This window comes from Paenibacillus sp. J31P316 (assembly GCF_056269105.1).
On record NZ_JBWDNI010000006.1, the window covers coordinates 187,749 to 211,350 of the forward strand.

A 23,602-nucleotide genomic window follows, 5' to 3' on the forward strand; every position below is an offset into this window, starting at 1 on the left:
GGGCGGCCCCTGCCGGTAATGCCCTTATTTTCCCCTATTCAGGAAAATGTCATCCGTCATGGAAGAACCGGGGATCGGCTGCCGAAAAATAAGCCGTTTTCAGGGGACTCCGGCTTGGAAGAACTGGTATAATAGATGGACGTTTATACTAGAACGACTACGGGAATGGGAGTCGACGACGGATGGAAACGGACTATTTGCTGGACGACGCGGGGTGGCGCGCGCTGCTTGAGGGCGTTGCCGCGCATTTCGATGAACTGACGATCATTCGCGGTTTTCAATATTACAAGCAAGGACGCGTGGAGTCGCTCGAGCTGCAGGACGGCGGAGAGTTGTTGGATGCGAGCGTGCAGGACACCCGGATTTGCCATATCTCCGCGGATCTCGGGGATTTGGGCCGAAGCGCCTGCTCCTGCCCGCTGGATCGCACCTGCCACCATATCGTCGCGGCGCTGCTGCGGTACGCGGAGCTGTGCGGACGGCCGATTCAGGCGCTCGTCAATGCGCGCATGACGGTGCGGAACATGAACCAGGCATCGCAGCAGCAAGGGGCGGTCACGAGCGCAGCCGCAACGGCGGCTGCCGTTGCCGCGAAAGGAACGGAGAAGCCGGCCCGCATGGGCGCTCCCGCGCTGCGCCCTTCCCGTCCGATGCTGACGGAGCAGGAGCTGACCGAGCTCCCCGTGGCGGAATGGCATGAACGCTTCCGTCTGCGGAGGGGTCCGCTGCAGATGAATATCCGCACCGCGCAGGAGGTCAGCGACCTGATGGCCGACCTGCAGGCAATGCGGCCCGAGCTGCCGTATGCTTTGGAGCAGCTTTTCCAGCTCCACGCGGTGTTGTTCGTGCTGGAGCAGATGGTGAAGCCGGCCCAAGCGGACTGGCGCCAATCCGGACTGTTCATGGGCTACCATACCCAGCTCGCGCTGGATGGGCTGCTCATGCAGGCACGGCGTTTGTTCGCGGACGAGCTGGCGATTTCTTCCGAGGATTCGGCGTACTGGGGCCGCCTGCTGGATACGGCGGATTGGCTGCGGGAACGAATGCTGACGGAAGATAAGACATTGAACGGCTTCGCCTCGCTCTACCGGGCGTTTTGGCTGAGCTGGCTCGGCCCCAAGTCGGTCGGCAGCAAGCCGATGTACGAGGAAGAACTGCGGAAGCTGCAAGCCGCGCGCCAGGAGCTCGGCCCATCGCTGTCGCTGCTGAACTGGACGCTTGCGCAGTCCCTGCTGTGGATCTATCTGGCGCGTGACGGAGAGGCGCTCGACTTGATTGCCGCGGGCGGCAATAAGCTCATGCTGAAGGCCGAGTATCTCATGCCCTTGCTGGATGTCATGAACCGGGCAGAGCAATGGGAGCGGCTGCGCGGCTGGCTGGAGAAGACCGGCCCGCTGCTGGTCGGCTTCCGCGGCGAGGATCTGGCGCCGTACGGCGACTACTGGTCTGTCGTCGTGGAGCAGCTGCCGGAAGCGCTGCCCGCCATGTGGCGCACGCTGACGGCGATGCTGCCTTTCTCCCGCGTCATCTACGAGGAAGCGCTGGTCGCGCACGGCGAATGGGCGCGCTGGATCGATTATCAAATGTGCAGCGGCAACGAGCCGCTCTCGTTCCGCGTCGGCGTGCTGAAGCCGATCGAGAAGGAAGCGCCGGAGCTGCTGCTGCCTTTCTACCATCAGGCCGTGGAACGGTACGTGCTGCAGAAGAACCGCGACGGCTACAAGGCGGCGGTGAAGCTGCTCAAGCGGCTCGCCAAGCTGTACGCGCGCCTCAAGCGCGAGGAGCGCTGGGAACAGTTCTTTTCCGCCTTCGCGAGCCGGAACAGCCGTCTTCGCGCCCTGCAGGAAGAATTGCGTAAAGGAGGCCTGCTGGCATGAGCACCGAAACGTTAAACATCCAAACAAGCTTGTCGGAGCAAGGCGACGCGCTCATCTACGGCGCCATGCCCGCCTCCGGTTATGCGAGCGGGCTGCTGGTAAAACAGCGCCTGTTCGCTTGGCATGAGCCGTCCTTCTACGGAACGGAGCTCGACATCGAGAAGCTGCAGGACGAGCTGGAGCTGGTCGTGCTGCCTGCCGAGATGGTCATTCCGTTCTTCGCGGAGCGCAGCCTGCTGATGTCGCATATCGACTGGCAGTTCGAAGGCGACGCCTCTCTCCTCGTCGCGATCGCGCCGGGGCTCCAAGCCTGCATCGAAGAGAGGAAATTCATGCCGAGCTTCGTGGCCTACAAGGCCGGCAAGCTGCGCTGGACCTGGGACCCGGAAGCGCTCGACATGCGAACGCGCAAAGCGCTGCAGGCGCTGCTCGGCAGCGGCGGCAGGGCGGCCGGAGGTGCCATGAACGGCGGCGCGATTAACAGCGGCGAGAACGACGGAATTAGCGGAGCCGACGATGACGGCGATTGGGAAGGCGAGACTGCGGGAGCGGACGATGACGGCGATACGTCCGCCGCCTTCGCCGATGGCCTGCAGGCGACGTTCTCCGCCGCCGTGTTCCAGCGCTATTACAGCACGGAAGAAGCCGCGGGCGATCTGCGCCGCGACTTCCCGATGCTCTTCGCGCGCGACCGCGCCGCTGCCGCCGCGGGCATGGACGAGCGCGCGTGGCTCGTCGCCGCCGGCTGGAAGGCCGACACCCTGCCGTTCCGGCCGCTCCTGCAGCTGTCGGAGCCCGAGGACGCCGAGGGCGGCTGGCGCCTCGCGCTGATGCTGCAGGACAAGCTCGAACCGGCGAAGCTCGTGCCGGTTCGGCTGGCCATGGACGGCGAAGCCTTCGGGACATGGCCCTCCGGCTGGACGCCGCATGTGCGCGAGCGCTCCGCGTCCTGGCTCGCGCATATGCAGGCGAGCCTGCCGGCGGATCGCCTTGCCGGCAGCCCCGCCGATGCCCTGAACGCCCCGCTGACCGACGAGGCCGCGTGGCAGTTCCTGACCGTCGACAGCCCGCGGCTGCTCACCGCCGGCTGGCAGGTGCTGCTCCCCGGCTGGTGGGAGGAAGCCAGCCGAAAGAAGCCGCGCGTCCGCGCGAAGATCCGCCCCGGCGAAGGGGCGGCCGCGACGGGCGAAGGCGCGGGCAGCGGCCAAAAGTCCTTCTTCGGCCTCGATGCGCTCATCGACTTCGACTGGCGTTTTTCCATCGGCGACGTCGATCTGAGCGAGGACGAATTCAAGGAGCTGGTCGCCCGCGGCGAGCGGCTCGTGAAGTTCCGCGGCCAATGGGTGCCGCTCGATCCTTCCTTGCTGGCGCAGATCCGCAAAGCGATGGCGGGCATCAATCCGCAGAAGGGGCTCTCCTTCCAGGACGTGCTCCAGCTGCATCTGCGGAGGCAGGCCGGCGAAGCCTTCCGATCGGCGGCAATCGCCAGCCGGAACGGCCAACCGGAGGCGAATGAGCAGGAAGACGAGGAGATTCCCGTCGAGGTCGAGCTGAACGCCCATCTCTCGAAGCTGATGGAGCAGCTCTCCGGAGGAGAATGGCCGGCGATCGAGGTCCCGGCCTCGCTGCAGGCAGAGCTGCGCAGCTACCAGCGCGACGGGTTCGCCTGGCTCGCCTTCCTGCGGCGTTTCGGACTCGGCGCGTGCCTGGCCGATGACATGGGCCTCGGCAAGACGATCCAGTTCATTACGTATTTGCTGCATGTTTCCGAAGCCGCGGCAGCCGGCGAGCGCCGGCCATCGCTGCTGATCTGCCCGACCTCCGTGCTCGGCAACTGGCAGAAGGAGGTTAGCCGCTTCGCGCCGTCGCTGCGCATCCTGCTCCATTACAGCAGCAAGCGGTTGAGCGGCGAAGCCTTCTTCGCGGCAGCCGGGGAAGCCGATCTCGTGCTCACCTCCTACGCCACCGCGACGCTGGATCAGGAGATGCTGAGCAGCTACGGCTGGTCGGCGATCTGCCTCGACGAGGCGCAGAACATCAAGAACGCCGGCACGAAGCAGGCGGCCGCCGTCAAGAGCTTCCCGGCGAGTCACCGTATCGCGCTGACGGGTACGCCGATCGAGAATCGGCTGTCGGAACTGTGGTCGATTTATGATTTTACCAATCCGGGCTATCTCGGCAGCGCACGCGCCTTCGGCGACCAGTTCAGCCAAGCGATCGAACGGGAACGCGACGAGAAGCGGACGCAAGAGCTGCAGCGGCTGGTCAAGCCATTCATGCTGCGGCGCAAGAAGAAGGATCCTTCCATCCAGCTCGACCTGCCGGAGAAAAACGAGATGAAGACGTACATCCATCTCACCGCCGAGCAGAGCGCGCTGTATGAACAGACCGTCAGCGAGCTGATGGAGAACGTGAAAAAGCTGGAGGGCATGCAGCGCAAAGGCGCCATTCTCTCCGCGCTCACGCAGCTGAAGCAGCTGTGCGACCATCCCGTGCTGCTCACCAAAGAAGCGGTTCCTTGGCCCGACGACGAGGATGAGGCGGCGGCCGAATCGGCTGCGCTCATCAGCCGGTCCGCCAAGCTGGAGCGGCTGCTCGATATGGTGAAGGAGCTGCGCGAGGAAGGCGAGCGATGCTTGATTTTCACCCAGTACATCGGCATGGGACAGATGCTGCAGCGCGTGCTGGCGCGGGAAACCGGCGAGCCCGTGCTCTACCTGCACGGCGGCACGTCCAAGACGGCGCGCGACCGGATGATCGACGAGTTCCAGTCCCGCAGCCTGCCGGAAGCGGAGCAGCCGAACATTTTCATCCTGTCCATCAAGGCAGGCGGCGTCGGCCTCAACCTGACCGCGGCCAACCATGTCTTCCACTTCGACCGGTGGTGGAATCCGGCGGTGGAGAACCAGGCGACGGACCGCGCTTACCGAATGGGCCAGACGCGCGACGTGCAAGTGCACAAGTTCATCTCGCTCGGCACGCTGGAGGAGCGCATCGACGAGATGCTGGAGAGCAAACAGCAGTTGAGCGACGACGTCATTACGAGCTCCGAAGGCTGGATCACGGAGATGTCGACGGATGCGCTGCGAGACCTGTTCACGCTGCGGCGTGAATGGTCGGTCTGATCGTAGGCGGAGCGGACGGACCCGGCCACGCGTAGAAAGCTGCTTTTGGACAGCTTTTCGGGCCGTTCTGCTGCACTCGGTGCGTTACTTGGCCGCCAATACGCGGGATTCGAAGTATGTACTGTACCCAGGACACTACATGTCTGCCAATATGCTGAATTCGGGTCATGCACTGCATCCAGTACACTACATCGCCGCGAATACGCGGAATTCGGGTCATATACTGCACCCTGTGCGCTACATGACCGCCAACACGCTTAATTTCGAACAAGAGGTGCACCCCGTGCACCTCTTCAGAGTGTCGAGAAAATCAAAAATCGCGGAACTCTATAGGTTGCTGAGTGCCGATGCAAGAAATTATAGTCATACTTGCGAAGTTGAACCCAAACACTCTACAGCTAACGGTTGTACGGATGACTAATCGGCTCGATATGCCCATTCTGTAAAGCTAATGGTTGCCAGAAGGCTTATTGCTAGGTTTTTGCGTGCAAATCAGCTCTTCAGCGCGCAATAACGTCGCTTATAACCGTTAGCGTTTATTTAGCTGTATTTTTTGTGGATTAGCAACGCTGGCAACCGTTATGCATCAGCCCAAATTCCCATTGAACGATCGGCAGCTTCCGCCGCTTGCTGAACTCCCTTTAAATACAGCGGTTTCTCTACATGCAGCCTGTTAACCCACCCGCATGATCAACCCCATTAACCTTCCTCAGGATGGCCCAGCTGCCATCCTTTTTGTTTTGTAAAGGCCCAATATGAACGTCATTGATTCAGGCCAAATTTACCTGGGTAACATCATAATACATGGCAGACACGTCCTCATTACCCAGTTTTCGCCATGCACATAGGCGATTTGGATCAATCTGCAGCTCAGAAGGTTAATTTCCTCTCATGGATCCAACATTGCGCTCCGCTTCACTTAGCTGCACCCGGCAATTTAAGCTAGGCCCACTCATATCCAACCAAGGAGCGTGACGTAATTGAAAACGAAAAAGTTGATCCTTCCGACCGTGCTTGCCCTGAGCCTGCTGACCCCTGCGATGGCGAACGCCGATTCCATTCCGACAACGGATAACGTGCAGCCTTCCGCTCCGCTGAAAGAGTATGTGGTCCAATTGAAAGTGAACGACACCCTCTTGAATCTTGACGGTACCGTGAAACGCATGGATACGACTCCGATTCTGTGGAAGGGCATCGTTTACGTGCCTGTACGCGCTCTGGCGGAAGGCGTCGGCGCTAAAGTCGTGTGGGACGATAAGACCGGAGCCACGCAGGTCAAGATCGGCGACGACGTGCTGAAGATCTGGCTGGGACGCGAAGCGATGGACGTCAACGGCGCTGGCGTCGCTCTCGGATCGAAGGTCATCATGAACGACGACGGCCGCATCATGGTGCCGTTGCGCCCCGTTTCGATGCAGCTCGGCTGGGACCTCGATTACAACATGCTCGACTGGACGATCACGCTGTCGAAAATGATGGGCAAATAATCAACACTCCAACAACAATTTTACTGCACTTATATGAAGAGGCCGACGGGAATTCCCGTCGGCCTCTTTCTTCGATATGAGCTTCATCGTGTGAGTTTTGAGCGCTGAAAATTCATGAATGCTTAGACGCATGAGCCTACTGGTTTGAACTATAAGCAAGTAGCAAGCAGTTAAGCATGCATTTTACGCTGGAAATCCGCAAGGTCATGACCCCCGGAAATAAACAAACGCTTCAATAAATACGGATTTTGCTCGCTCGTGGTCCATCCGTCGTCGAACGTGAACGCGTAGACGTAACCGCTCTGCTTGGCGATCCGCATCGTCTCTTCGCTGCGCAGGCCGTACGGATAAGCAATCGCGGTCACCTCCGTGCCGAGGTTCCGTTCGATCGCCGCTTTGGAGCCGGCAATCTCATCCCGTTGTGACTTGGCCGTATGCAAGGGCAAGTACGGATGCGTGCGCGTGTGCGCCATGATGTCCCAGCCCGCGGTATGCATCATTTTGACCTGATCCCATGTTAAGTAGTCCTTGCCGCCGACCCAGCTGGTGACGAGAAATTCCGTCGCTTGGAAGCCGTATTGCTTCAGTATGGGCAGCGCAGCCGTATAATTATTCTTGTACCCATCGTCGAACGTAATGAGCACTTCCTTGCCATCAGACGATTCCTCCCCCGACAGGATCGCGCCGAATTCCTCCATCGTGATGCTGCGATAACCCTCATCGTGCAGCCAAGCCATCTGCTGGCGGAACGCATCCGGCGAGACGACATATTCGTTTCCTGCTCCGTTGTCCGCAATCGAATGATAGCAGAGCACCGGAATGCGTTCCGCCTCTGCAGGCGATGACGCGAATACGGCCGTCCGCTTGAACTGCAGCAGCTGATCGGCCGTTATGGAGAGCGACGCCGCCATAAATAGCAGCGTGGCACACAAGACAAGGATTTTACGCTTCTTCATTGCCGATCCCCCGCTGTCTTCGCTTCTTCGTAGCTTTATTTTACGACAGGAGCGCGAAACGAGGCCACTGTTACTTTTTCCATGCTGTTCAGAAGCTTTCCAGAGGGAGTTCCAGAGTAGTCCCATTGGTATCTCATAAACTTTACATAAGCTTTTCATTAGCTTCTTTTGATTAGTTTCTTTTCATTAGCTTTTCATTAGCTTTATACTAGCTTATCATAATCTTCTCATTAGCCTTTCCAGAAGCTTTCCAACGCTTTCGCAAGAGCTCCCAACATGCTTCGCGCCGCCTCCCCAAACGCCCCAAAAACCCTCTCGAAAGCTCCACTAAAGCATTGCTGCGATAAAGCCCTGCTGTTCCCGGGGTATACCCGAACGTGTATAATGATGAAGCTCATCCATTGAGCCGCATACCCTACAACAAAAGGAATGAAATATGAGAATCAGAGATTGGGACATCAACTTAAAAATCCGCCTCGGCGGCGAAGCGGCGTTCAACGTTATTTTCTGGACGTTCTTTCCGTTCTTGTCGATTTATTTTACGGCCGCGTTCGGCAAAGGCTGGACCGGTGTTCTGCTCGTCCTGTCGCAGCTGCTGTCCGTGCTGGCCAACCTGGTTGGCGGCTACTGCGCGGATCGGTTCGGCCGCAAGCGGATGATGGTGATCGCGGCAGGCGGACAAGCGCTCGGCTACGGACTCTTCGCCATCGCGGCTTCGCCTTGGGTAGACCTGCCGATTGCGGGCTTCGCCAGCTTCACGCTCGCAAGCCTGTTCGGCTCCTTGTATTGGCCGGCCAGCCAAGCGATGGTCGCGGATGTCGTGGACGAGAAGGATCAATCCAATGTGTTCGCCATCTTCTATACGGCCGCCAATATGGCCGTCGTCGTCGGACCGCTGCTGGGCTCGCTCCTGTATTCGGACAACCCGTATGCGGTGCTTGGCGCAGCGGCAGTCGTGTGCGCGGCGCTTGCGCTCGTCATGAGCCGCCGTCTCGGCGAGACGCGCCCCGCGATCGTCGCCGAACGGCACCGGACGACGGACGGCTCGCCTTGGTACGGCTCCATTACCGCGCAGCTGCGCGATTATCGGGTCATCGCCACGGACCGCGTGTTTCTGCTATTCAGCATCGCTGGCGTGCTGCTGGCGCAGACGTTCATGCAGTTAGACCTGCTGTTCCCGGTCTTCCTGAAGGAAACGGTCGCGCAGACGACGATCTTCTCGTTTCGCGACTGGAACCTGACGATGACCGGACAGCAGCTATTCGGCCTCATCGTCTCGGAGAACGGCTTATTCGTCGCCGTCTTCACGGTCGTCGTGACCAAATGGATGGCAACGTACCGCGACCGAGTCGTATTCATCGGCGGCGCGCTCTTCTACGCTGCCGGCATGATGCTGTTCAGCAATATGTCGACGTTCTGGGGTTTCACGGCAGCGATCGCTGTCTTCACGCTCGCGGAGCTGATGTCCGCCGGACCGCAGCAGGCGTTCATCGCGCGGCTCGCGCCGGAGGAAATGCGCGGGCAGTATTTCGCGGCGGCAAGCCTGCGCTTCACGCTCGGACGCACCATCGCGCCGATGTCCATCCCGCTCACCGGCTGGATCGGCTTCCAATGGACGTTCGCGCTGCTCGCCTTGCTGGCCGTGCTGTCGGCCGGCATCTACAATATGATGTTCAATCAGCTTGAGGAGCCTCCGCGCAAAACAGAGACTGCTTAAGAGCAAGCCGCATAAGCTCCGGCGCCCTTCATAATCAGCCCTCATCCCGCAGCCCGGCAATTTCTAATAAATTGCTTTGTACGTCATACTCATGTATCATTGAGTTCCTAAACAGAGTTCCTTTGGAGGATGACTGAATCTTGGCTAACAAACCTCTATTTACCGCAAAACAAGAACTGATTACGGATCAAGATTTAGAATTGGCGATGATGCACAAGGAACCGATCGAAGCCTTCCAAGACCGCATGCGCTTAAGACCCATCTCGACAATAAAGTCTTATAATGATCATTCCGTTCGAATTGCCGATGGAACGACTATTTTCCGGAGTTTTAGTAAATTTTACACGCTAAGCGAACAAGACAAGCTGGCATACACGAATAGTTAGAACGTCAAAAGGAGGTGCAGCTGCTGCGCCTCCTTTTCTATATCTGCTAGCCATTCTTGGTCATACTCTCATTTATTTGTCCGCGCATCGTGATACGGTTGGGTTCCCAATCCCAGGAGACGTTGGAGCGAAGCTCCATGAACGTCTCTCTCCCGCTCAGGCGGCAAGTGAGTTGAAAATGAAATGCGGTCTCCACGAACATCAACCGAATGTCCATCGTTTCAGGGTCACTCCACGTAAAGCTGCCTTCCACCCGCTGTTCCGTCTCGAGTCCCCATACCGCCAAACGCAGCCTGCCCGACGTCCATGCTCCGCGACCCAAACGTATATACTGCTCGCCGTAGCCATTACGCAGCGTGAGTATAGCATCCTGATCGGCGAAGCCTAAGGATATCGTCTCCATTAGCTGCCCGTTCGGCTCCAATTGGTAGACATGTCCACCGATGCGCATTTCATGAGGGGAACACAGCTCCTGCTGCGGGATCGCGTTTCGCCATGCTTCGATCCGTTCCGCTAATACGGCATTCCCTATTACGTCCGGTTCCAGCGCATCAGAAGACATGGCCGGTAAAAGCATGTCCCAGACGGTGTTCAACAGCGCCCTCTTATCTTCCAGACCCGAGGTCATGACGATGACCGCCTCTTGCTCCGGCATGACGATACAAACTTGACCGAATGCGCCATCTGCCCGGTACGCGCCGTGTTGACATCGCCAGAATTGATAGCCGTAGCCTTGCTCGAAATCATTGTCCGTCCCCGCGTCGCCATTCGATATTTTATATGAGGTCGCTTCTTCGATCCAATCGACGGGGAGAATCCGCTTCCCCTCCCATTCGCCGCCTTGCAAGTACAATTGGCCGAATTTGGCGATATCTTCGGTCGTGAGACTCATGCCGACACCGCCGCCTTCGATCCCGCGCGGACAGGTCTCCCAAGAAGTTCGAGACAATCCGAGCGGAACGAACAAGCGCTTGTCCAGAAAGGCGAGCAGCGGCTGCCCGGTAACACGCTGGATGATGGCGGATAACATATAGGTATCCATGCTGTCGTACATGAATCGCGTACCCGGTGGATGGGCAATCGGCGCTTGGAGAAACAGCTCGACCCAATTATCCGTTTCCGAACCCCATGTGCTCACAACTTCCTCGTGCCCGGTACTCATCATGAGCAGATGCCGTATACGCAGCGCGTCCAAGTCATCCGATGCCGGCTCTGGTACGTCGTCCGGGAAGAAATCGATTACTCGGTCGTCCAATGACAGAAGGCCCTCCGCAATCGCGAAGCCGATCGCCGCCGAAACAAAGCTCTTGCTGAGCGAGTATAGGGCATGCGGGTATTCAGGACCATAAGGATCCCACCACCCTTCGGCCACGACCTGTCCGTGCCGCAGCACCATGAAGCTATGTACCTCTAAATTCCGCTCTCGCAAGGCGTCCAGAAACCCGATAATCGCGGCTGAGGACATGCCTTGCGCCTCCGGCGTCGCTCTCGTCAAGGGAGCCAGGTTCCCCATGCTTGGCACCCTCCTTTCTTCGCCTCTTTTCTCTCTATATTATCCTTTTATACCAGATCATGAAAGATAACCAAATACGATCAGCCGTCTCCGTTTCCTATTCGCCGGTTGCGTGTGCTTGCTGCCTCGGACCGGACGGACGTGCATAAATTTCACCATTTGGGAAATCTTAGACACACGAAGAGCGAAAGGAGGATCCGACCGGGATGAACGGAAAAATCACCGCCTTTCAGTTGGGAACGCTGCTGATCACGTTTATCGGCATCTCCAACCATGTCATCATGATCCCGATCCTGCTGGATACCGCGAAACGCGATGCCTGGATTTCCGTCTTGTGCGCCATCATTCCGTCCGTGCTCCTAGGCTTGCTGTGCGTGTATATTTACAACCGTATTCCTTCTTCTCTCTCTACTTGGGTGAGCGATAAAACAAATCTGCTGGTATGGCTGCCGTTCACGCTTCTATTCACTGTCTACTTCTCCGTTCAGGCAAGCATCAGCATACGGGATACGATCGTGTGGTCGAATACGACCTACTTGACCTATACTCCGCCTTGGGTGGTCGGCATGTGTCTCCTCGGCATCTGTTATTACACGGCAAGAAAAGGGCTGGCCGCGATCGCGGTCACCAATGGCCTGCTCCTCCCATGGATCGTGCTGTTCGGCTTCTATGTCATGGCCGTGGACTTCGGAGTCAAAGACTACCACTACCTGTTTCCCGTATTCAAAAATTCGGCGCAGGCGATCGCGAAAGGCGCATGGTACACGACATCGGGCATCACGGAGATCTTCCTCGTGCTCTTCCTGAAGGACGATATCAAGGGGAAGCTGTCCGGCAGGAAGATCATTCCGGTCGTCCTGATTCTGATCGAGCTGACGATCGGTCCGTTGTCCGGCATCATCGCCATGTTCGGCCCGTTCGAAGCCGCACTGCTGCGATACCCGGCCTACGAGCAATGGCGCATGGCATCCATCGGCAGCATGCTCAGTCAAACCGACTTCTTGTCCATCTATCAATGGCTAGCCGGCGCGTTCATTCGCATCTCGCTGGCGATCTATATCATTCACACCTTGTGGGTGAAGAAATGGCGGCATCCCGAGTGGCTGTTCATTCTGATTTCCGCGTTCCTCTTCTTCGTCAATCAGCTCAGGCTGTCGGACGTCAGGTTCCACGATCATGTGCAAACGTACTATACGAGCTCCAGTCTCATCTGCGGCGCGACCAGCGTCGTGCTGTTGATTTGCATTTGGGCAGGGAAGCGCAAGAAGGCGGTGTAGCGAAATGGTTAACCTAAGCGAAAACGACATTCGGGAGCTGTTCAAGGACTGCGGGGACGTCATGCTCGAGCCGACCGGCGGTTTTCTGTTCGTATTCTGCCAAGGCATGTCCAATCGGGAGCAAATCAACGAGCTGAGCACAAGCAGGGAAGACATTTGGCGACAGCACCCCGTAGACCTGACGCCGGACTGGAAGAACGAGCTCGCCACCTACGTGTTTAACGGCGACCTGCTCCTCTTCGATCGGGAATCGGCCTGCTTCTTCGTGCAATACGTCGCCGACCCTCCCGAAAGAAACCCGGAAGAGTCCGTCACGGAGACGTCCTCGAAGGGGGCGCGCGACGGATTTACCGAAAGCATCGAGACCAATGTCGCGCTGATTCGCAAGCGGCTGGTATCGCCGACGCTCAAGGTGGAATCCTTTACGATCGGCGTTCGAAGCCGGACCCAGGTATGTCTGCTCTATATCCAAGATATCGCGAATAAGGATGCCGTCGACGAGGCTCGGACAAGATTGCGGAAAATCGAAATCGATGCGCTGATTACGAGCTCTCAGCTGGAAGAAGCCATCTCGGATCGGACCATGTGCGTGGTGCCGCTGATCGACAATACCGGGCGGCCCGATTTTGCGGCGGAGTACCTGGTCGGCGGTCGTTTTGCGATCCTGCTGAACGGCTCGCCGCTCGCCATCATCGCGCCCGTTACGCTGACCTCGCTCATCAAGTCGCCGGAAGACGGCTATTACCGGGCGGTCATCAGCTCGTTTCAACGGTTAATCCGCTTGTTCGGCTGGTATTTGGCTCTGTTCCTGCCCGGATTCTACATCGCGCTGACCGGATTCAACTTCGAGCAGATTCCGCTGCCGCTGCTGGCGACGATCGCCACGAATCGCGTCGGACTCCCGACTTCGGTTCCGTTCGAAGCGATTACCGTTCTTATCTTGTTCGAGCTGTTCAAGGAAGCCGGACTGCGTCTCCCGAAATCAGTCGGACCGACCGTAACCGTCGTCGGCGGCATCATCGTGGGCGATGCCGCCATCCGGGCCGGCATTACTTCACCTACGGTAACGGTCGTGGCCGCGACCACGGTCATCGCCGGCTATACGCTCGTGAACCCGACGCTGAGCGGCGTCGTGTCGATCATCCGCATTCTCATCATGATCATTTCCTCGATTCTCGGCATGTTCGGGTTCTTCATGTCCATCTTCCTGGTCGTCGCTTATCTATCCGACCTCAAGTCGTTCGGCGTCCCTTATCTCTCCCCGCTGTCGCCCCCGTCTTGGGGAGACATAACGGCGGCATTGCTGAAGAAACCGGCGAGCAAGATGCGCAAGCGCGCGCAGAACCTCCATTTGCAGGACGACACGAGGATGAAGGACGAACACTGATGAAACAGCTCTGGAAAACGATAGTCATCGGCTGCTTGCTTGCATCCCTCTGCGGATGCTGGGACGTCAAAAATATTCAATACTTCAATTTCGTCAACTTGATCGGCATCGATTACGTCGACGGCAAGTATCGCCTCTACGCGCAGATCAACGAGCTCGCATCCATGTCGAAACAGGAAGGGACCGGTAGCACGCCGAATCCGGTCGTTATCGGCATGGGAGAAGGCGTCAGCATCGGAATGGCGGCGTTCGACCTGCAGAAGGAAAGTCAGATGCGCATGGATTGGACGCAGAACAAAGGCTTTATTTTCAGCGACCGCATGCTTGCCAGAGGAGTCTTCGATATTCATGACGAGCTGATGCGCACGCGCGATCAGCGCTATACGCCCTGGGTATTCGCAACGGGCGACGACCTTGCGAAGGTGCTCAGCACGAAGCCGATCACCGGAAGCTCCTCAATTAACACCGTTTATTACCAGCCGAATCTCTTATACAAACAGTTGCAGTCGTCCTTCGAGCCGGTAACTTATCAGAAATTCGTTCGATCTTCCAGGGAACCGTTCGAGACGGCGCTCGTCGATCACATCAAACTAACGGAGAACTGGGACAAAGACGGCAAGCCGTTTACGCTGCCGATCGTGAACGGCCTTGTTGCGCTCCGGAACGGCAAGAGCGAAGCAAGGTTCAACCGGGAAGAAGCGAGCGGCGTAAAATGGTTAAAGGAGAAAACGCTGCGCGGCCTTCTCCCCATCAAGGACGATCAAGGAGCACTCGTCGGGACCGCGGCGCTGAAGAACAATAAGGTCAAGAAAACGACCGCCTATAAGGATGGCAAACGAATCGTCAAGCTGTACATCAACATGAGCGCTACCCTTCGAGAGCAGAAGAAGCGGATGGGGCTAAATGAAATGAATGCATGGCTCAAGAAGAGCGTCGAGAGCGAGATCATGCAGACCTACGAGGTCGGGAAGAAACGATCGGTCGATATTTACTCCTTGAACGAAGTCTGGTACCGCAAAGGGCTCGCCGTCAATGAGGAAATACCGGGCATCGAGCTGCATGTCAACGTCAACCTCATCGCGACGAACATGTTCGAGCTGCGGGAGCCGCTTCCATAGCGTGAAGCAAGGACCGCCGGGGTAATCGGCGTTGATAGCGTTGAAGGTCCCGGCATGCACAATACGTTCGTTGAATCGAAAAGGCCGTTGGTGAGCGCTCTGGCGCGCAGCCATACGGCCTTCTTCCGTTTCAGGCTGCTCATCGGCGCTATTTTATGCTTTTTTTAGAGTTGGATTATCGTTTGTTTACGGACACCCGCTACAATGGGAAGAAAGGAGCGTTCTTATGTCCATTCGAAAGAAACTATACCTCTCTCATATCGCCATGATCGTGATCCCTGTGGCGCTGTTCGGACTCGCGGTCATGATGGCCGCGGGCATCTATATGCGGGACATGGCGCCCGGGGCTCTCCATGGTTCCGCTCAGCAGCGCTCCGCCCCTTTCGGCGAAATTCGCGCGCTGTTCGGCGGGCGTACCGAGCTCGCTGCCGGCCTGCGGTTCATCGCCGCGCATGACCCGAGGCTGCTCGGCGATCCGTCCTTCCTCGCGGAGACGGAAGCGGAGCTCGCTGCCGTGAAGGCCGGGATCGTCGTCCTGTCGGGCGATCGGGCAGCCTACGTCTCTCCCGGCCTCGACGCGGACGATATCGCGAACCGTTCGCGCGAGGCGGAGCAAGGCGGCGGCAGTCGCGGCTGGGGCCCGGGGCCGCCCGTCGGCAGCGGCCTGGAGCGCATCGCCTTCCTAGCGGCCGACGGTTCGCCCGGCACCTTGATCATCGTGTCGGACATGGAACCGGTCGGCAAGTTCTTCCGCAAATTCGTGCCGACCGTGCTCCTCTCGCTCATCGGCGCGCTGGCAGCCACGAACGGCGTCCTCACGTTCCTCGTCTCGCGCAGCATCATCAAGCCGCTCTACGCGCTCAAGGCCGCGGCGGAGCAAATCCGCGAAGGCGACTTGGACAGACCCGTGCAGCTGGGGCGGCAGGACGAGATCGGCCGGCTCGGCGCCGCTTTCGAAGAGATGCGCATCCGGCTGAGGGACTCGCTGGGCGAAGGGCTTACGCTGGAGCAGAACCGGAAAGAACTGCTCGCCCACATCTCCCACGATCTGAAAACGCCGATTACGGCCATCCAAGGCTGCGTGGAATGCCTCCAAGACGGCGTCGCGGACACGGAGGAGAAACGGCGCAAATACGTGGCCATGATCGGCGGCAAAACCGACGGTATGAACCGCATGATCGAGGAGCTGCTGCTCTATTCCACGCTCGATATCGGCAAGCTTCCGTTCGATTTCGAAAGGCTGGATATGACCGAATACCTGCGTCAGTTCGCCTTGGAGCTGCGAGTGGACCCGCGCATGGCCGGCGTTCAAGTCGATTTGATCGTCGAGGATGGCTTGCCGTACGAGGCACAGACCGAGGTTCGGGATGAGGGACGGGATGAGGGACGGGATGACGGAAGGCCCGAGGTTCGGGAAGCAGCTCGATCCGAGGTACGGGCCGAGGTAATGGCGGACCGGGAGAAGCTGCACCGGGCCATCCAAAACATCGTCGACAACAGCCTCAAATACATGGTTGCCGAGCCTCGGACCCTCCGGTTCGAGCTGGCTCGGACGGCGGACGGCGGCGTAACCGTCCGGGTGACGGACAACGGCACCGGCATTCCGGAAGAAGCGCTGCCTTACGTATTCGACCGCTTCTTCCGCGCGGAGCCATCCCGGCAGGCAGACGCGGGCAGCAGCGGCCTCGGGCTTGCGATCGTGAAGCAAATCATAGACGAGCACGGAGGCACGGTCCGTGCGTACCGAGCGGCGACAGGCACGGGTACGACGATCGCGATCGATTTGCCGCCAGCCCCGGGACCAGCCATTCAGAAAGGAGACCCACGATGAAGCGGATATTGATTATCGAAGACGATCCCGTCATTGCCGAGGTTCAGCATGATTACTTGGAAGCGAGCGGTTTGGCGGTCGACATCGCCGAACGCGGCGAACAGGGACTGGAGATGGCGCTGCGGCAGCGGTACGATCTGATTCTGCTCGATCTGATGCTCCCCGGCATGGACGGCTACGAGGTTTGCCGGCAAATCCGGGCGGCGAGCAACGTGCCGATCCTGATCGTCTCGGCGAAGAAGGAAGAAGTGGACAAAATCCGCGGATTCGGGCTCGGCGCGGACGATTATATCTTGAAGCCTTTCGGACTGGGCGAGCTGGTTGCCCGCGTGAAGGCGCATTTGGCCCGCTACGACCGTCTCGTCGGCGACGGCGAATGGCGGCGGGACGAGCTGCGGCTTCACGGCATTCGCATCGACCGGCAGGCGCGCAGAGTATTCGTGAACGAGGAGGAAGTGCCGTTTACGGCCAAAGAATACGAGCTGCTCCTGTTCCTCGCGCAGCATCCGAACCGGGCGTTTCGGAAGGAAGAGCTTTTCGAACGCATCTGGGGCCTCGACGCGCTCGGCGATTATGCGACCGTAACGGTGCATATCGGCAAGCTGCGCGAGAAGATCGAGCGCGATCCGTCCAAGCCGCGATACGTGGAGACGATCTGGGGCGTCGGCTATCGGTTTAATGTTTAACCATCTGAATGGCTGCTTTTTAATCAGCCTACTCGTCTCTAGTTAACCATCCTAATCATAAATTACATTTCATTGAAGGAGGCTGCCGCATGAGTAAACTTACCCTGCAACGACGGCGCATTTTGTTGCTGCTTCATCTGATCTTCGCTTCCATCATGCTCGGCGGCCAAGCAACGTTCATCATCCTGGCGCTGACGGCTTCAACGACGGACAGCGCGGACACCCTGCGAACCTGTTACGACGTGATGCACCTGCTGGCCGATTCAAGCGTTCGGGCTTCGACGATCGGCACGACGGTGACCGGCATTATGCTGTCGGTGCTCACGTCCTGGGGATTATTCCGCTACTATTGGCTGATCGCCAAGGAAGTGCTTACGCTGGTTACGATCGCCATCGGTTTCGTCGGACTGTACGCGTGGACGCTTCGCGGCGTTCGGCTCTCCGAAGCACCGGCCATGAACGCTTGGGCGGAGCCGGGGTTCACGGTGAATCATACTTGGCTGTGGATCGGGATCCTGCTGCAGGCGATTTCCTTGATCGTGCTGTTCATCCTGTCCGTGTGGAAGCCGGGCGGGAAAGTTAAGGCCGCGAGAAGCCGTTAACGCGGCAGAAGTCGCAAACGCGGCCGCGACGCTCTTCAAATGAAGCAGCTAAACCCTGCTCGCTTAGCACCTACCCCCTATTCGCTAAGCAGCTAAACCACCCTGCATGCTATGCAAGCTAATCTACAATTACAGCAGCAAAATCCTACAATCTAACCCACACTTTCGTGCCGTCCCCAGCCTGAAAATCAACCAGAACCGTCCCTTTGCAGCGCTGCAGCTCGTTGATGAGCTGCCTGAGCGCTTGCTTCGTGCTTCGGGTTTCGATAAGCGACAGCAGCAGTTCCTTCCCGAACCGGCTGCCGTTCGAATGGACAACATGCTCCAGGCTCGAGTACCCTTCCGCATGCCGATCCGACTGCCCGCCGTCCAAGTTCAGCCAACCTCTCATTTTACGCCGCAATAAGCCGGAAGTCAGGATGCCGCTCCCTAGACGCAATACGACATACGGAACCGGAATCGTAAACTTATATTCCTGGCTCTTCACCTTCACGATGATCATAAGCAGCTACTCGATCACGACGCTGACGGTCTCTTCGCCTGAGCGGATGTCGACGATTTGCCCGTCAAGCTCGTTCTCGATGGCATCAATCAGCAAAGCGATATCGATATCCTTCACATAGTTCGCGGCCTGCGGAATATTGGACGCGATGCTGTGCCCCGCTCCTAGAACGGCCTTCACCAGTTTAAGCGGCACATTGATGTTGATGCTCTCGTTGTCTTGGGAGGTTACCCGTACTTTCAGCGTCTTGTTCAGATAAGCGCCGGATGCCGATGACGGTTTCTTCAAATAGTCGGGGGTCCCCAGTGCCTGCGCGGATTGCGACGCGGGAGCCGTTTGCTTCAGCGCGTTAATTAACTCCGAAGCCTTGTCAGAATCAATCTTGCCTTCCTGCAACATGGACAACACTCTGCCGATTTCTTCTTTCATCGTTTCTTCCTCCTTATTCACCCTTTAACATTTTGAGCGCTTCGTCCGCGGTGATTTCGCCGTTCTCCAGCATGGTGATGACCTTCCGCTCATCGACTTCCGGCTTCTTCTGCGTCTCGTATCCGAGGGAGGCGATGATGTCGTTGAGCTTGCCGCGCACCGTCGGGTAAGAGATGCCGAGCTCCTTCTCCACTTCCTTGATGTTGCCCCTGCTCACTAGAAAGGTGATTACAAAATGGAGCTGTTCCGGCGATAGCAGCGCCAGCTTCGATAATTCAAACTTGTTCTCGATCGTCGTCCGGCAATGCCCGCATTCCAGCTTGACGGCGTGCAATTGATGGTCGCAAACCGGACATTGCGTGAGGATGGGATATTTCATACGCCTCTCCTTTCTTTTATTGAATTATAAATCAACATATTAAAATTGTACACTTATAAAAATAAATAATTTTAATTATAGAATTGATTATATTCATTTTCGTTTGTCAATTTCCCATCTAAAAAGCAAAAAGGCAGCTCGGCACGCCTCGTAGCGCGATCCAAACTGCCTTCTTCCTTATTCCTGTTCGCCGGGCTCGCCGAGATGGAACAACGGCTGCAGGTCGCGCCAGAGCTGCTCCTCTTCGCCAACCTCCTGTCCCCAAGGCTCGAAATGCGGAAGCATCGCGGTCGGCCAATCCGCCGGCGTCTGCTTGGAGTCCAGCAGCCCTGCACGGGACGGCTCCACCAGACCCGGCGACTCGGCGTACGAGAAGATGTACGGGCCGAAGCTGCCGATCATGTAGTACTTGTTAAACTTACGGGGCAGCTCTTCCTGCAGCTGATAATGCAGGAAGACGTAGCTGCTGTACATGTCCGGTTTCAGCCGCGCGAGCTTGCCGTCGCGCTGCTCCGGCTTCCAATCCGGCCGCCGCCAAGGAACGTCGTCCATCGGCACGTCGTCATGGAAAATATCGTTCATTCGCAGCACGAACGACTCTTCCTCTTGCAGGGAAGGCCAGGCATCGAGCAGCGGTTGGAGCCCGGTCTGGCTCCACAAACGCTCTGTCAGCAGACGGCGGAAATCCCGCTCGTCCGCCGAGCTTGGCGCTGCCGGTGTTGCCGTTGCTTCTATTGCTGTTTCTGTTGCTGTTTCTATTGCTGTTTCTGTTGCTGTTTCTGTTGCTGTTTCTGTTGCCGTTCCTGCTACCGGAGCATTTTGCCCGCCGCCGCTGTTCTGATCAGGCAGCTCCGCGTACAGGAACAGGTACCGCCCCTGCCGAAACACGCTGCAGGCCACGGCGTCCATCTCGAGAAGCTGCGCTCTTAACGCCTCGCGGCCAGCTTCGAACGCATGGAGGAAGACCTCCTCCTTGCCCCGCTTGATCGCGGACACGCCCATGAACCGATTATCCGGCTTAACCATTGGCAGCCGCCTCCCACGGTTCAAGATAGGAAGGATCGTTCGCGAAGCGCGTCATGCCGAGCGTAAGCGTAATTCGGCAGCCCGGCAGCAGCTCCACTTGGAGCCACTTGTCATTGACAATTGCTTCGCGCTTCATAGCCGGCGGCACGAAGAGGCCGCTTGGCATTTTCTCCATCGTCGTGGAACCGGAGAGCTTGCTGCCGTCATCTTCAACCGTCCCCGTTACGGTATAGGTTACGCCCGTGAATTGATGCTCGCCGAAGGCACCGGCTTGCAGGATGATCGTGCGGGTTTCCGTCGCGTTCAGGTTGACGAGCTCCACGACCGTACGGTCCGCCGTCAGCGAGCTGACGAGCGCAGCAACGTCCTGCGGCAGGCCGGGACGCTTAACGTCGGCGTCGAAATAACGCAGTCGCGACGTCAGCAGGCCGCCGTTGTACAAAGGCGAAGGCGCGCCGAGCGTCAACTGCAGCAGCCCTTCCAGCGTGATCGGATTGCGGATCTGAATGTAGTCGTCTTTGTATCCCGCCGGATTCTCCGTATCCGTCCGCATGAAGTGCAGACGCTGATAGATCTGCGACAGGTTGTAGTTCAGGATTTCTTCCGGATAGTTCGGATACTCGCCTTCCAGGTACGAGACCCACGCATAATCATGTCCGGCTTGGTCCTTCGCCCGATAGTAGCGGATATGGTCCCAGTCCGGTTCGGCGTAATTCCGCAGCGACTTCAGCAGCTCGCGGTCGTTCTCCTCCATGGACATGTACCATAGATGCGTCGGATAGACGGGATCCATCGGCTGGAACTCGAACCAGCCGTCCTTCCACAGCACCGATTTGTCCTCCTTGCGGAAGGCTACCGACTTCGTGCGATCCTCGAAGAGCACGTTGTTCATCTGCATATCGAACCCGTACCAGCCCGGATCGCCGAACTTGTAAGGGATGAACCGCGTCCCGTCCACGACCTCCGCCTGCTCGTTCATCTTCACTAGCTGGGTACGCAGGAATTCCGCGTAGGACGGATCCCGCTCCAGCAGCATCGCGTTCTGTGCCGCAACGCCGACGCCTTGACCGATGCTGACCCAGCCATGCGGCCAGGTCCAGCCGTACCAGCCGCCGTACCATTTGCCGCCGTTATGCTCGCCGATCTTGCCCGTCAATCCGATGTTGTCGGGGATCATGCCGCCATTCTCTTGCGAGCGCTCGATCCACGCGTCCACGTAGGTTTTCACCCACGACTTGTACTTCGGATCGCCCGTGTGCAGATAGGCATTGGTCACCATGCTCGTCGCGAGCAGGTTCAGCGGCACGTCGCCGCGCGCCATTCGGTCCGCGACCGCGTTGCCGAGCGCCAGCGCGCCTGCTTCGGTCTTGGTATCCTCGAGCTTCGTGACGCCCGGGACGTCTTGGAAATGCAGGCCGTAGAAACGCATCCACTCCGCATAGTACCAGCCCTTCCGGTTCTGCTCGAGATTCCGGTCCGTCGCGCCCTTGCTGCCCGAATGCGGATACGGAATGATCCGATGCTCCTCGTCGTAGTTGACGACGTCCGGGTCCTCGTTCAGGAACAACCCCGCGAAGCGCATCGCGCGCTCCCGGATCTTCGGATCATGCGGATCCATCATGCCCATATGGTAGAAGAACGTATAGCCTTCGCCTTGATGGAACCAGTCGTAGCCCTGCTCGTATTCGTTCTCGATCATTTTGTACCCGGTGCCAGTGTCATACTTCGCGAATTGCTTGGTGATGGCTTCGAACTCCTGCTTGGAAAGCGATTTGAACTTCTCGTGGCCGCCCAGCACGTAGAACAACGGCCAGTTGAAAAAGCTCTCGTACATGTCGTCCAGCGCGTCGATCCCGGTATGGGTATCGGACGCCGGCCACAGGATCGTGCCGTCCGGACGGACGTAGCGCGCCATCAGCGGCTCGACCGCCTCGTTCATGAGGTCGATCAAGCGGCGCTCGAGGAGCGCCCACTGCGGCGGTTCGTAGAAAGGATGCTCGCCGCGGAGCTTAAGCATAGCCGTTCTCCTTCTTCCAGTTCTCGAATTCGATCTTCGCATCGGCGTTCGGCGGATAGTGCGTATGCAGCGACGCGCCTTCGTCCAGCTTCATCTTGATCCAGCGCTCCTCCAGCTCGTCGTGGGCGCGGGCGATCTTCACGATCTCCTCGACGCATTGCGGCGGAATCGCGACGACGCCGTCACGGTCGGCGAGGATGATATCGCCCGGCACGACGGACACGCCGCCGCAGCGGATCGGTTCGTTGAAACCGACGGACATGAGCGAGCGCGGAATGGCGCCGCCGTGCACGCCTTTGGCATAGACCGGGAAGTTGACGTCCTTCACCCGCTGCAAATCGCGGATGCAGCCGTCGACGATGATCGCCTTGCCGCCCAGGTAACGCAGCCGACGCGTGAAAATATCGCCGATTACGCCTGTTTCCATGTGGCTGCCGGTATCGATGACGAGCACGTCATTCTCGGTGATGGATTCCAGCGACACCCGGTGCGGCGACTCCGGCAGCGTGTCGTACTGCTGCTTCACCAGGTCTTCGCGCAGCGGAATGAAGCGCAGCGTGACGGCCCGGCCGACCGCGCTCTGTTGGTCATCCGGGAAGGCAAGCGGCATGATGCCCTGCATGTAGGCGTTGCGGTAGCCCATTTCGACAAGCGTATGGGAGGCGGTGCTGACGCTGACGAGCTTCAATTCTTCGAGCAGTTCGTCGCTGATGGTTGCGGTGTTTTTCACGATATACGTCACTAGGGACACTCCTTTAAGTTTCGCTGTAGTTTGATGGAGCTGCGGGTGAGGGCCTGCGGCCTGCCGCTGCTCTTTGCCGCTCTCTTCGTCGTTTGGGGCAGGGGGCAATGGGTGTCCGCGCTTACTTGCGGACACTTTGAATGCGTAAGGTTGGCTTGTCGCTGGTCGTGGCCAGCTCTAGCGAGTCAAGGTCGGACTGCAGATTGTGCCAGAGACCGAGATCTAGATCGAGACCAGCCTGCGCGAGTCGAGATCTGACCGCAGATTGTGGCCAGATACCGGGGTCAAGATCGAAGCCAGCTCGCGCGAGTCGAGGTCAGACCGCAGGCTGTGGCCAGAGACCGAGATCAAGATCAAGGCCAACCTGCGCGAGTCGAGGTCAGACCGCAGGCTGTGGCCAGAGACGGGGATCAAGATCGAAGGCCAGACCGCGAGTCGAGTTGCCTCGCCTCGGCCTGCGGTTGGCGCCTCACCGGGGCTTACTACTTCGAAATAAGTGCAAATCTGCACTTATTTTTAAAGATTCATCGGCATTGGGGCGAATA

Annotated in this window: 19 protein-coding genes; 11 read left to right on the plus strand and 8 right to left on the minus strand. The window is 58.3% G+C overall.

Features of this window, described 5'->3' with window-relative positions:
• The first annotated feature begins 182 nt into the window (after positions 1–182).
• The 3 genes from AC0YNU_RS19990 to AC0YNU_RS20000 all read left to right on the plus strand — a co-directional run bounded on the left by AC0YNU_RS19990 (position 183) and on the right by AC0YNU_RS20000 (position 6,489).
• The gene (locus tag AC0YNU_RS19990) at positions 183–1,877 is read left to right on the plus strand and encodes an SWIM zinc finger family protein (RefSeq protein WP_475759847.1); all 1,695 of its coding nucleotides are present in this window, start codon (positions 183–185) and stop codon (positions 1,875–1,877) included.
• 65 nt (positions 1,878–1,942) lie between these two features.
• Positions 1,943–5,002, plus strand: a complete 3,060-nt coding sequence (locus AC0YNU_RS19995) for a DEAD/DEAH box helicase (RefSeq protein ID WP_475759971.1) — start codon at positions 1,943–1,945, stop codon at positions 5,000–5,002.
• A gap of 980 nt (positions 5,003–5,982) precedes the next feature.
• Positions 5,983–6,489: a stalk domain-containing protein gene (locus AC0YNU_RS20000; RefSeq protein WP_475759849.1), complete on the plus strand. Its 507-nt coding sequence runs from the start codon at positions 5,983–5,985 to the stop codon at positions 6,487–6,489.
• Between the two features lie 170 nt (positions 6,490–6,659).
• Here the strand turns inward: AC0YNU_RS20000 and AC0YNU_RS20005 are convergent, their stop codons facing one another.
• Positions 6,660–7,445 (minus strand): polysaccharide deacetylase family protein, encoded by a 786-nt coding sequence (locus AC0YNU_RS20005; RefSeq protein ID WP_475759850.1) that lies wholly within the window; start codon positions 7,443–7,445, stop codon positions 6,660–6,662.
• Between the two features lie 436 nt (positions 7,446–7,881).
• On the opposite strand from AC0YNU_RS20005, the gene AC0YNU_RS20010 reads away from it, so the two are divergent.
• Positions 7,882–9,162 (plus strand): MDR family MFS transporter, encoded by a 1,281-nt coding sequence (locus AC0YNU_RS20010; protein WP_475759852.1) that lies wholly within the window; start codon positions 7,882–7,884, stop codon positions 9,160–9,162.
• A gap of 140 nt (positions 9,163–9,302) precedes the next feature.
• Entirely contained in the window at positions 9,303–9,548 is a 246-nt protein-coding gene (locus AC0YNU_RS20015) for a hypothetical protein (RefSeq protein ID WP_475759854.1), read from the plus strand.
• A 46-nt stretch (positions 9,549–9,594) separates the two neighbouring features.
• Here the strand turns inward: AC0YNU_RS20015 and AC0YNU_RS20020 are convergent, their stop codons facing one another.
• On the minus strand, positions 9,595–11,061 hold the full coding sequence (locus tag AC0YNU_RS20020) for a serine hydrolase domain-containing protein (protein WP_475759856.1): 1,467 nt from the start codon (positions 11,059–11,061) through the stop codon (positions 9,595–9,597).
• 206 nt (positions 11,062–11,267) lie between these two features.
• Here AC0YNU_RS20020 and AC0YNU_RS20025 point away from each other — a divergent pair, with 206 nt between their 5' ends.
• From AC0YNU_RS20025 to AC0YNU_RS20050, 6 genes are all read left to right on the plus strand, one after another.
• Positions 11,268–12,338, plus strand: coding sequence for a GerAB/ArcD/ProY family transporter (locus tag AC0YNU_RS20025; RefSeq protein ID WP_475759858.1), 1,071 nt, complete (start codon positions 11,268–11,270; stop codon positions 12,336–12,338).
• Between the two features lie 4 nt (positions 12,339–12,342).
• Complete coding sequence (locus AC0YNU_RS20030; RefSeq protein WP_475759860.1) at positions 12,343–13,725, plus strand: spore germination protein; 1,383 nt, start codon at positions 12,343–12,345, stop codon at positions 13,723–13,725.
• A complete protein-coding gene (locus AC0YNU_RS20035; protein ID WP_475759862.1) occupies positions 13,725–14,843 on the plus strand; it encodes a Ger(x)C family spore germination protein in 1,119 nt (372 codons plus the stop codon). Before AC0YNU_RS20030 ends, AC0YNU_RS20035 begins: the two co-directional genes overlap by 1 nt.
• A 226-nt stretch (positions 14,844–15,069) precedes the next feature.
• On the plus strand, positions 15,070–16,674 hold the full coding sequence (locus AC0YNU_RS20040; protein ID WP_475759864.1) for a sensor histidine kinase: 1,605 nt from the start codon (positions 15,070–15,072) through the stop codon (positions 16,672–16,674).
• A complete protein-coding gene (locus AC0YNU_RS20045) occupies positions 16,671–17,360 on the plus strand; it encodes a response regulator transcription factor (protein WP_475759866.1) in 690 nt (229 codons plus the stop codon). Before AC0YNU_RS20040 ends, AC0YNU_RS20045 begins: the two co-directional genes overlap by 4 nt.
• Positions 17,361–17,449: 89 nt before the next feature.
• Positions 17,450–17,962, plus strand: coding sequence for a hypothetical protein (locus tag AC0YNU_RS20050; protein WP_475759868.1), 513 nt, complete (start codon positions 17,450–17,452; stop codon positions 17,960–17,962).
• 145 nt (positions 17,963–18,107) lie between these two features.
• Here AC0YNU_RS20050 and AC0YNU_RS20055 read toward each other — a convergent pair whose 3' ends face one another.
• From AC0YNU_RS20055 to AC0YNU_RS20080, 6 genes are all read right to left on the minus strand, one after another.
• Complete coding sequence (locus tag AC0YNU_RS20055) at positions 18,108–18,464, minus strand: hypothetical protein (protein ID WP_475759870.1); 357 nt, start codon at positions 18,462–18,464, stop codon at positions 18,108–18,110.
• Positions 18,465–18,470: 6 nt separating this feature from the next.
• The gene (locus AC0YNU_RS20060) at positions 18,471–18,893 is read right to left on the minus strand and encodes an SHOCT-like domain-containing protein (protein WP_475759872.1); all 423 of its coding nucleotides are present in this window, start codon (positions 18,891–18,893) and stop codon (positions 18,471–18,473) included.
• 13 nt (positions 18,894–18,906) lie between these two features.
• Entirely contained in the window at positions 18,907–19,272 is a 366-nt protein-coding gene (locus AC0YNU_RS20065; protein WP_475759874.1) for a DUF2089 family protein, read from the minus strand.
• 177 nt (positions 19,273–19,449) lie between these two features.
• Complete coding sequence (locus AC0YNU_RS20070) at positions 19,450–20,298, minus strand: hypothetical protein (protein WP_475759876.1); 849 nt, start codon at positions 20,296–20,298, stop codon at positions 19,450–19,452.
• Positions 20,291–22,315 (minus strand): DUF8034 domain-containing protein, encoded by a 2,025-nt coding sequence (locus AC0YNU_RS20075; protein WP_475759878.1) that lies wholly within the window; start codon positions 22,313–22,315, stop codon positions 20,291–20,293. Before AC0YNU_RS20075 ends, AC0YNU_RS20070 begins: the two co-directional genes overlap by 8 nt.
• The gene (locus AC0YNU_RS20080) at positions 22,308–23,057 is read right to left on the minus strand and encodes an RraA family protein (protein ID WP_475759880.1); all 750 of its coding nucleotides are present in this window, start codon (positions 23,055–23,057) and stop codon (positions 22,308–22,310) included. The genes AC0YNU_RS20075 and AC0YNU_RS20080 overlap by 8 nt, the downstream gene beginning before the upstream one ends.
• Between the last annotated feature and the right edge of the window lie 545 nt (positions 23,058–23,602).